This window comes from Methanohalobium sp., from assembly GCF_046546175.1.
Classification (GTDB): domain Archaea; phylum Halobacteriota; class Methanosarcinia; order Methanosarcinales; family Methanosarcinaceae; genus Methanohalobium.
Genome location: NZ_JBKGYF010000074.1, coordinates 1 through 8,103, shown reverse-complemented (window position 1 = coordinate 8,103; position 8,103 = coordinate 1). Strand labels below are relative to the sequence as shown.

Below are 8,103 nucleotides of genomic sequence, written 5' to 3'. Positions count from 1 at the left end.
ATAAATTAGTAGTTCATTGATATAATAATAGTTAAATGATATAATAATAGTTAAACGATATAATAAACTCACATATTGCTTAAGGAGGGGTTTTTGTTATCAGAAAAATTTACAGGTTCAGACAGCCATGAGCATGCCAAAATACTGGTAAAACATGAACATAAGCAAAAACATTATCTGACAATTCCTGCCTGGTACTTGGAAGAAAATGAACTGGAATTTAATTCTGAAACCATCATTCTCAATGAACTGGAAAATGAATATCTATTGATAGATGCCTCTAACAATGGAGTGTGGGTTCCAAAAGAGATGACCTGGTTAGAAAAAACAGAATTCAAGGACTGACCTACTATATAACAAGACAATTTCAAAAACTCTATATACATTAGCCACATACTCTACAAAGTTAATTTAGAGGAGGAAATGTGCAATGAAAAAACAGCATGATATAATTGTAAAACGGACATCTGCAGGCGAACTGCATTTCAAAATACAAGTTGATTTCCTGGAAAAATATGATATAGAATTTACAGGTGAATCCGTGATACTCAATGAAATTGGAGATGCATACTTGATGGTTGATGCCTATACTAATGGTGTATGGATTCCAAAAAAGGTAATCAATGAAGAAGTAGTCAAAAAACCTCCATTGGAAAACTGATACCATTGTATTTTTTATTGGCTAAATTACACATTTTTAAATGTTTGTGCCCTCCCAGGACCTACCGATATATACTCAACTGGCACACCCATGAGTTTCTCCAAACGTTTGACATAATTTTGTGCTTCCTCTGGAAGGTCTTTAAATTCTGTCACATGGGTAAGGTCATTTTTCCATCCTGGTAATTCTTCATATACAGGTGCGCACTTTGAAAGATCAGATGTTAGTTCCGGTGGATACTCCATATATTCCCCATCCAATTCATATCCCACACAAATTTTTATGGGATCAAGGTCTGAGAGGACATCCAATTTAGTTAGAGCTATTCCTGTATAACCGTTTAAGTTTATTGACTTTAATATCAAAGGCAAATCTATCCAGCCGCAACGTCGAGGGCGAGCGGTTGTAGTTCCAAATTCACGACCTATATCCTGGAAATGTTTGCCCACTTCATCATTGAGCTCTGTTGGAAGTGGTCCCTCACCTACACGTGTTATATAGGATTTTACAATACCCAATACATCAGTTACCTTTGTAGGACCTATCCCTATACTGGAACATGCAGAGCCTGCAATTGTGCTGGATGATGTTACATATTTTTGGGTCCCGTGGATGACATCCAGATGTGTGCCCTGTGCTCCTTCTGCCATAACACTTTTTCCATCTTTAAGCGCCTTATTGACTTCATAGGATACATCTGTCATATATGATGCCAGTTTTTCACCCAGTCTTACATATTTATCAATTTGTTCTTCATCCATTACGATTGATGGGTCTCCACCCAGAAATTTAATGTCATTTTCTTTCTGTGGTGCAAGTTCAGAGAGTTTTTGGATTAGTTTGTTTCTATCTGTGATGTCTGAAAACTGGATTTCATTCCTTGCGACTTTATCAACGTAGGCAAATCCTATCCCGCGTTTAGTTGTCCCTATTTTTTTAGTGAGCGCTGATTCACGCAGGCTGTCAAGTTCTATGTGATATGGCATTATAATACTGGTTTTTGAGTCAACACCAAGTTTACTGGGGTCGACATTGCATCCGCTTTTCTCCAGCATATCGATCTCATCAGCAAGAACTTCAGGATTGAGAACTACACCTGGACCTATTAACACTCTGGCATTGTAAAGGAAGCCAGAAGGAACTAAATGAAGTTTATAAACATCATCTCCGACTGTTACTGTATGCCCTGCGTTATCTCCTCCCTGAAAACGGACCACAACATCGTAATCCTTTGACATTAAATCGACAATTTTTCCTTTCCCTTCGTCACCAAACTGAGAGCCTGTAAGAACCGTAAACATGGAACTGAGATTTTAATTGTACCCATAATAATGTTTTGATTTTATGATTAATAAAAGATAAAAAACAAAAAACAGATATAAATAACCAACTCAATGATTTATATCTCAGAAATACTTTGAACTACATATATTGGTGATAATTATGGAACATATACAGGAATTACTTGAAAAATTGTCGAATGCTCATGGCATATCCGGGTCTGAGAACAATATCAGAAAGATAATGGAAGAAGAAATTAGACCCTATGTAGATGAAATCAGAACTGATAAAGGCGGTAATCTGATAACTACAAAAAAAGGTAGTGGACCATCCATAATGCTGGCTGCACATATGGATGAAATCGGTTTGATGGTAAAATACATCGATGAGAATGGATTTTTACGATTTGTCAAAGTTGGTGGATGGTTTGACCAGACACTTTACAATCAGCGTGTAGTGGTTAATACCGAAAACGGTCCGATAAAAGGTGTCATCGGTGCCAAACCACCGCATGTTATGAGTGATGAGGATAAAAAGAAACCAATTAAAGCAGAAGATATGTTCATAGACATAGGTGCCAAGAATAAGGAAGATGCCGAAAATCTTGGTGTTCAAATAGGTAGCCCCGTTTCTCTGGACAGAGATTTTACACCTCTTGCCAATGGGTTCATGACCGGGAAATCCTTTGATAACAGGGCAGGAGTTGCTGTAACCATTGAAATAATGAAACATCTCTCAGAAATGGATGTTGATATAAGACCCACTATATACGCTGTGGGTACAGTGCAGGAAGAAGTTGGGCTTAAAGGTGCACGCACCTCTGCATTCGGACTGAACCCTGACGCTGCCATAGCAATTGATACCACAATCCCCGGCGACCACCCCGGAATCGAGAAAAAAGATTCTGCTCTTGAAATTGGTAAAGGATGTGTAATCACTATACTGGATGCCGGTGGACGTGGTCTGATAGCAGACAAGAACATTATTAAATGGTTAAAAGAAACCGGTGAAGAGAACAGCATACCGTATCAGATGGATGTTGGAGATGGTGGTACAACAGACGCAACTGCTATACACCTTACAAGGGAAGGTATACCATCAAGCACTATAAGCATTGCAACCAGATACATCCATTCACCTGTAGAGGTCCTGAGTATAGATGACATGAAATCTGCTGTAGATCTTGTAACCAAAGCTATTTTAAATACTGAAAAATATCTTTGAGTCCAGATTTATTCGGGTATCGTTAAACATATCTAATATAGAAGTATTTATATAAGCCAGATAATTGAATCGAAAAATACAACAACCGCGAGGGATCATATTATTCAAAAATATTTGTTTTCTGGATACTACACTAAGAGATGGTGAACAGACGCCCGGTGTAGCTCTTAATACCGAAGATAAGGTTTTTATAGCCAAAAAACTGGATGAACTCGGTATAGATATAATCGAAGCCGGTTCAGCAATAACTTCTGAAGGAGAGCGCAATTCAATACGTGCAATAACTGCTGAAAACCTCAGTGCTGAAATCTGTAGCTACTGCCGTATCAAAGAGTCTGATGTGGATTATGCACTTGAATGTGATGTTGATTCTATTCATCTGGTAGTACCTGTATCTGACCTCCACATCACTGCCAAATTGAAAAAGGACAGAGATGCTGTACGTCAGATGACAACTGATGTTACTGAGTACGCTAAAGACCATGGGCTTATTGTAGAGCTAAGCGGAGAAGATGCATCCCGCGCAGACCATGAATTCCTGAAATCTGTGTATACAGACGGTGTTAGCGCAGGTGCAGATAGATTATGCTATTGTGACACCGTTGGAATGCTTACTCCCGAAAAAACAGGAGAAATATTTTCAGACATGACTACTGCCCTTGATGCACCATTGAGCATTCACTGCCATGACGATTTTGGACTTGCTGTTGCCAACAGTATCGCCGCACTCAATGCCGGTGGACAGGAATGTCACATGACAGTTAACGGTATAGGCGAAAGGGCAGGCAATACTTCACTGGAAGAGGTGATAATGGTACTCGAGTGGCTGTATAATTATAATACTGGTATTAAACTCGAAGAACTATACAAAACCTCAAGAACCGTAAGCCGCTTGACAGGAATTCCTGTATCTGTTAATAAAGCTCTTGTTGGAGAAAACGCATTCACCCATGAAGCGGGTATCCATGTCCATGGTCTGCTGGCAAATACGTCCACCTATGAACCTATAAAACCAGATGTTATCGGTAGAGAAAGAAAAATCGTCATGGGTAAACATGCAGGTAAAAGTTCCCTTAAGCTTGCACTAAAAGAACTCGGTCTTGAGGTGGATGAATCCCAGCTTGACGAGATATTAAGCAGGGTCAAGCAACTGGCGGATAAAGGTAAGAGGGTAAGTGATGCAGACATCCAGTCTATAGCAGAAACAGTTCTTGAGATTTATCGCGAACCAAAGGTCAAGCTGGAAGAACTCACTGTTGTTTCTGGTAATAGAGTAACTCCAACCGCATCAACCAAACTAAATGTCAATGGTCAGGATGTGGTTGAAGCGGGTGTTGGAAACGGACCTGTAGATGCTGCAATCCAGGGGATTCGAAAAGCTATTGCCGGTGTTGCAGATATACAACTACAGGAATATCATGTGGATGCTATAACAGGAGGTACTGATGCACTTGTGGAGGTACTTGTTAAACTCTCAAAAGATGGAAAAGTTATTACTTCCAGAGGAGCACGTACAGATATTATAATGGCATCTGTTGAAGCTGTTTTAAATGGTATCAATTATTTATTAGATGAGTAAAGTATATGCATCAATCAGGCATATCTTAACTCAGCCGACACCAGAAAGTTAAACTATCAATATTTATATCGATTAATAAAAATGGAGATGTAGCATGAAAGAGTCTACAGAAAAAATGACCGGTGCACGGGCTCTTATTGAATGTTTATATAAAGAAAACGTGGACACCATATTTGGATACCCAGGGGGTGCTGTGCTTCCTATTTATGATGAAATTTACAAATCAAGTTTGAAACACATACTCACCCGCCATGAACAATCAGCAGCTCATGCAGCAGACGGATATGCAAGATCTACCGGTAAAACCGGTGTTTGTGTTGCAACCTCAGGTCCCGGTGCAACCAACCTTGTGACAGGTATCGCAACTGCTTATATGGATTCCATACCAATGGTTGCCATAACCGGACAGGTACCCTCATTCATGATTGGTAATGATGCCTTCCAGGAAGCCAATATCACCGGTATAACAATGCCGATTACAAAGCACAATTATCTTGTACAGGACGCAAATGATTTACCAAGGATAATAAAAGAAGCCTTCCACATTGCATCAACCGGGAGAAAGGGGCCTGTATTAATCGATATTCCTAAGGATATTACATCCCAAGAAATTGATTTTTATTATCCGGAAAATGTAGAATTGAGAGGATACAAACCTACCTATAAAGGTAACCTCCAGCAGGTTAAGAGGGCTTCTGAATTAATTGAAAAGTCAAAAAAACCTGTAATATATGCCGGTGGAGGTATCATCAACTCCAATGCCAGTGAAGAATTGAAGGAATTTGCCGAAAAAATCAACGCCCCAGTTACAACAACCCTTACCGGTATAGGAGGATTTCCGGGAAACCATCCTCAATTTATCGGTATGCTTGGTATGCATGGTACTAAATATGCAAACTATGCAATACAGGAATCCGACCTCGTAATTGCAGTAGGTGCAAGGTTTGATGACAGGGTTACCGGTAAAATCGCAGCATTTGCTCCAAACGCAGATATAATACACATTGATATCGATCCTGCAGAAATTTCAAAGAACATCAAAATCACTGTACCAATTGTAGGAGATGCTAAATGGATACTGAAATCACTAGCAAAACAAGTCACACCGTGTGATTTTGGACCATGGCTTCAAAAGATAAATCAATGGAAAGAGCAGTACCCACTGAAATATATTAAAAGCGATGATGTAATCAAACCACAATACGTTATCGAACAGATATACGAAGCATGCAATGATGCTGTAATTGTTACTGAAGTAGGACAGCACCAGATGTGGGCTTCACAGTACTTCAAATATAAAGAGCCACGCACATTCATCACCTCTGGCGGACTTGGAACAATGGGGTATGGATTCCCCGCAGCAATAGGTGCAAAAGTTGGAAAGCCTGAAAAAGTAGTTATCGATATTGCTGGTGACGGGTCGTTCCAGATGAATTGCCAGGAACTGGCAACTGCTGTTCAGCATCATATACCTGTTGTTGTAGCAGTCATTAACAACTGCTATCTGGGAATGGTCAGACAGTGGCAGGAGCTATTCTTTGAACAGAGATATTCATGTACATGTCTTGAGGACAGTGTCGATTTTGTCAAACTTGCAGAAGCCTATGGAGCACTGGGTCTCAGGGCTGAAAAACCGGAAGATGTACGCCCGGTAATTGATGAAGCTCTTGCTTCTGGAAGACCAACAGTCATTGATTTTGTGGTAGAGAAAAGTGAAAATGTATCACCAATGGTTCCAGCAAGTGCTGCAATCAATGAAATACTGGACTTGGAGAGATAACAATGAAGCATACACTCGCAGTTCTGGTTGAAAACAAATACGGTGTTCTTGCACGGGTAGCAGGACTTTTCTCAAGACGTGGTTACAACATAGACAGCCTGGCGGTCGGTATCACTGATGATTCGACAATATCACGTATGTCGATTGTAGTACACGGTGATGACCATGTACTTGAACAGGTGACCAAACAATTAAATAAACTCGTTGATGTTATAAGGGTTACAGACCTGGATGCAAAGGATTCGGTTGAAAGAGAACTGGCACTTATAAAAGTGACAACAGATACCAAAACACGATCAGAAATCATGCAGATTGTGGATGTATTTAGGGCCCGGACCGTTGATGTTGCAGCAAAATCCATGACTATAGAAATCACTGGTAATGAAGACAAAATCAACGCAATAGAACAGCTCCTTCGTCCTTTTGGCATCAAAGAAATGGTAAGGACAGGTAAAATTGCGATGACAAGGGGCAGTAAGAGGTCCTGAGTTACAATTAATCTAATTATACAGTACAAATACAGAGGTATCAAAAAATGGTAGAAATGTATTATGACGATGATGCAAATATCGATGCATTAAAAGATAAAACAATCGCAGTTATTGGATACGGAAGTCAGGGTCATGCACAGGCCCAAAACCTTCACGACAGCGGATTGAACGTAATAATAGGTCTAAGAGAAGGAAGTTCCCGCTGGAAACAGGCAGAAAATGACGGTCTTGAAGTAAAGACGGTTTCTGAGGCAGCAAAAACTGCTGATGTCATACAGATACTCATGCCTGATGAAGTGCAGGCCAATGTATATGAATCCAATATAAAACCCGGCCTGGAACCTGGTAATGCCATTGTGTTTTCACATGGTTTCAATATCCACTACAATCAGATTGTACCATCAAAAGATATAGATGTTTACATGGTTGCTCCAAAAAGTCCCGGGCACCTTGTAAGAAGAACCTTTGAAGATGGGGCAGGTGTTCCCGGACTGATAGCAGTATATCAGGACGCTACCGGAAATGCAAGAAACCTGGCTCTTGCCCATGCCAAGGGAATCGGATGTACCAGAGCAGGAGTCCTTGAAACCAGTTTCCGGGAAGAAACCGAAACCGACCTGTTTGGTGAACAGGTTGACCTCTGTGGTGGTGTCAGTACACTGATAAAAACAGCATTTGAAACTCTTGTTGATGCCGGATATCAGCCGGAAATGGCGTATTTTGAAACATTCCATGAATTAAAACTTATTGTTGACCTTATCTATGAAGGCGGTCTTGAAAAAATGTGGGATTCTGTATCCAATACCGCAGAATACGGTGGTCTCACAGTCGGCCCTACAATAATAAATGAACAGTCCCGTGAAGCTATGTATGAAGCACTTGAAAGAATCCAGAATGGAGAATTCGCCAGGGAGTTTGTACTGGAAAAACAGACTAACAACCCGGTATTGAGTGCTCTGGAAAAAAGAGAGAAAGAGCATCTTGCCGAGAACGTTGGCAAAGAACTCAGGTCCAAAATTCCATGGCTTCAGGAGTGAACTACCACTTGGCTAAAGACCAACTGGCTCCTTAAATTAAAAATTTAAGG

The 8,103-nt window shown here is 40.3% G+C and carries 8 protein-coding genes; 7 read left to right on the top strand and 1 reads right to left on the bottom strand.

Annotation, left to right across the window (positions count from 1 at the left end; all coding sequences use genetic code 11):
* The first annotated feature begins 93 nt into the window (after positions 1–93).
* Both ACLFMM_RS07895 and ACLFMM_RS07890 read left to right on the top strand, forming a co-directional pair.
* Positions 94–345 carry a hypothetical protein gene (locus tag ACLFMM_RS07895; protein ID WP_410808190.1) on the top strand — a complete coding sequence of 84 codons (252 nt, stop codon included), beginning with the start codon at positions 94–96 and terminating at the stop codon, positions 343–345.
* An 85-nt stretch (positions 346–430) separates the two neighbouring features.
* Entirely contained in the window at positions 431–661 is a 231-nt protein-coding gene (locus ACLFMM_RS07890) for a hypothetical protein (RefSeq protein ID WP_410808189.1), read from the top strand.
* 26 nt (positions 662–687) lie between these two features.
* Here the strand turns inward: ACLFMM_RS07890 and ACLFMM_RS07885 are convergent, their stop codons facing one another.
* Entirely contained in the window at positions 688–1,962 is a 1,275-nt protein-coding gene (locus ACLFMM_RS07885; RefSeq protein WP_410808188.1) for an adenylosuccinate synthase, read from the bottom strand.
* Between the two features lie 142 nt (positions 1,963–2,104).
* Here ACLFMM_RS07885 and ACLFMM_RS07880 point away from each other — a divergent pair, with 142 nt between their 5' ends.
* The 5 genes from ACLFMM_RS07880 (at position 2,105) to ilvC (ending at position 8,053) form a co-directional block, all read left to right on the top strand.
* Positions 2,105–3,166 carry a M42 family metallopeptidase gene (locus ACLFMM_RS07880; RefSeq protein ID WP_410808187.1) on the top strand — a complete coding sequence of 354 codons (1,062 nt, stop codon included), beginning with the start codon at positions 2,105–2,107 and terminating at the stop codon, positions 3,164–3,166.
* 97 nt (positions 3,167–3,263) lie between these two features.
* Positions 3,264–4,745, top strand: coding sequence for a (R)-citramalate synthase (locus tag ACLFMM_RS07875; protein WP_410808191.1), 1,482 nt, complete (start codon positions 3,264–3,266; stop codon positions 4,743–4,745).
* A gap of 94 nt (positions 4,746–4,839) precedes the next feature.
* On the top strand, positions 4,840–6,525 hold the full coding sequence (locus tag ACLFMM_RS07870) for an acetolactate synthase large subunit (RefSeq protein ID WP_410808186.1): 1,686 nt from the start codon (positions 4,840–4,842) through the stop codon (positions 6,523–6,525).
* Positions 6,526–6,527: 2 nt separating this feature from the next.
* Entirely contained in the window at positions 6,528–7,013 is a 486-nt protein-coding gene (gene ilvN, locus ACLFMM_RS07865) for an acetolactate synthase small subunit (protein WP_410808185.1), read from the top strand.
* A gap of 47 nt (positions 7,014–7,060) precedes the next feature.
* The gene (gene ilvC, locus ACLFMM_RS07860; RefSeq protein WP_410808184.1) at positions 7,061–8,053 is read left to right on the top strand and encodes a ketol-acid reductoisomerase; all 993 of its coding nucleotides are present in this window, start codon (positions 7,061–7,063) and stop codon (positions 8,051–8,053) included.
* Positions 8,054–8,103: the final 50 nt, after the last annotated feature.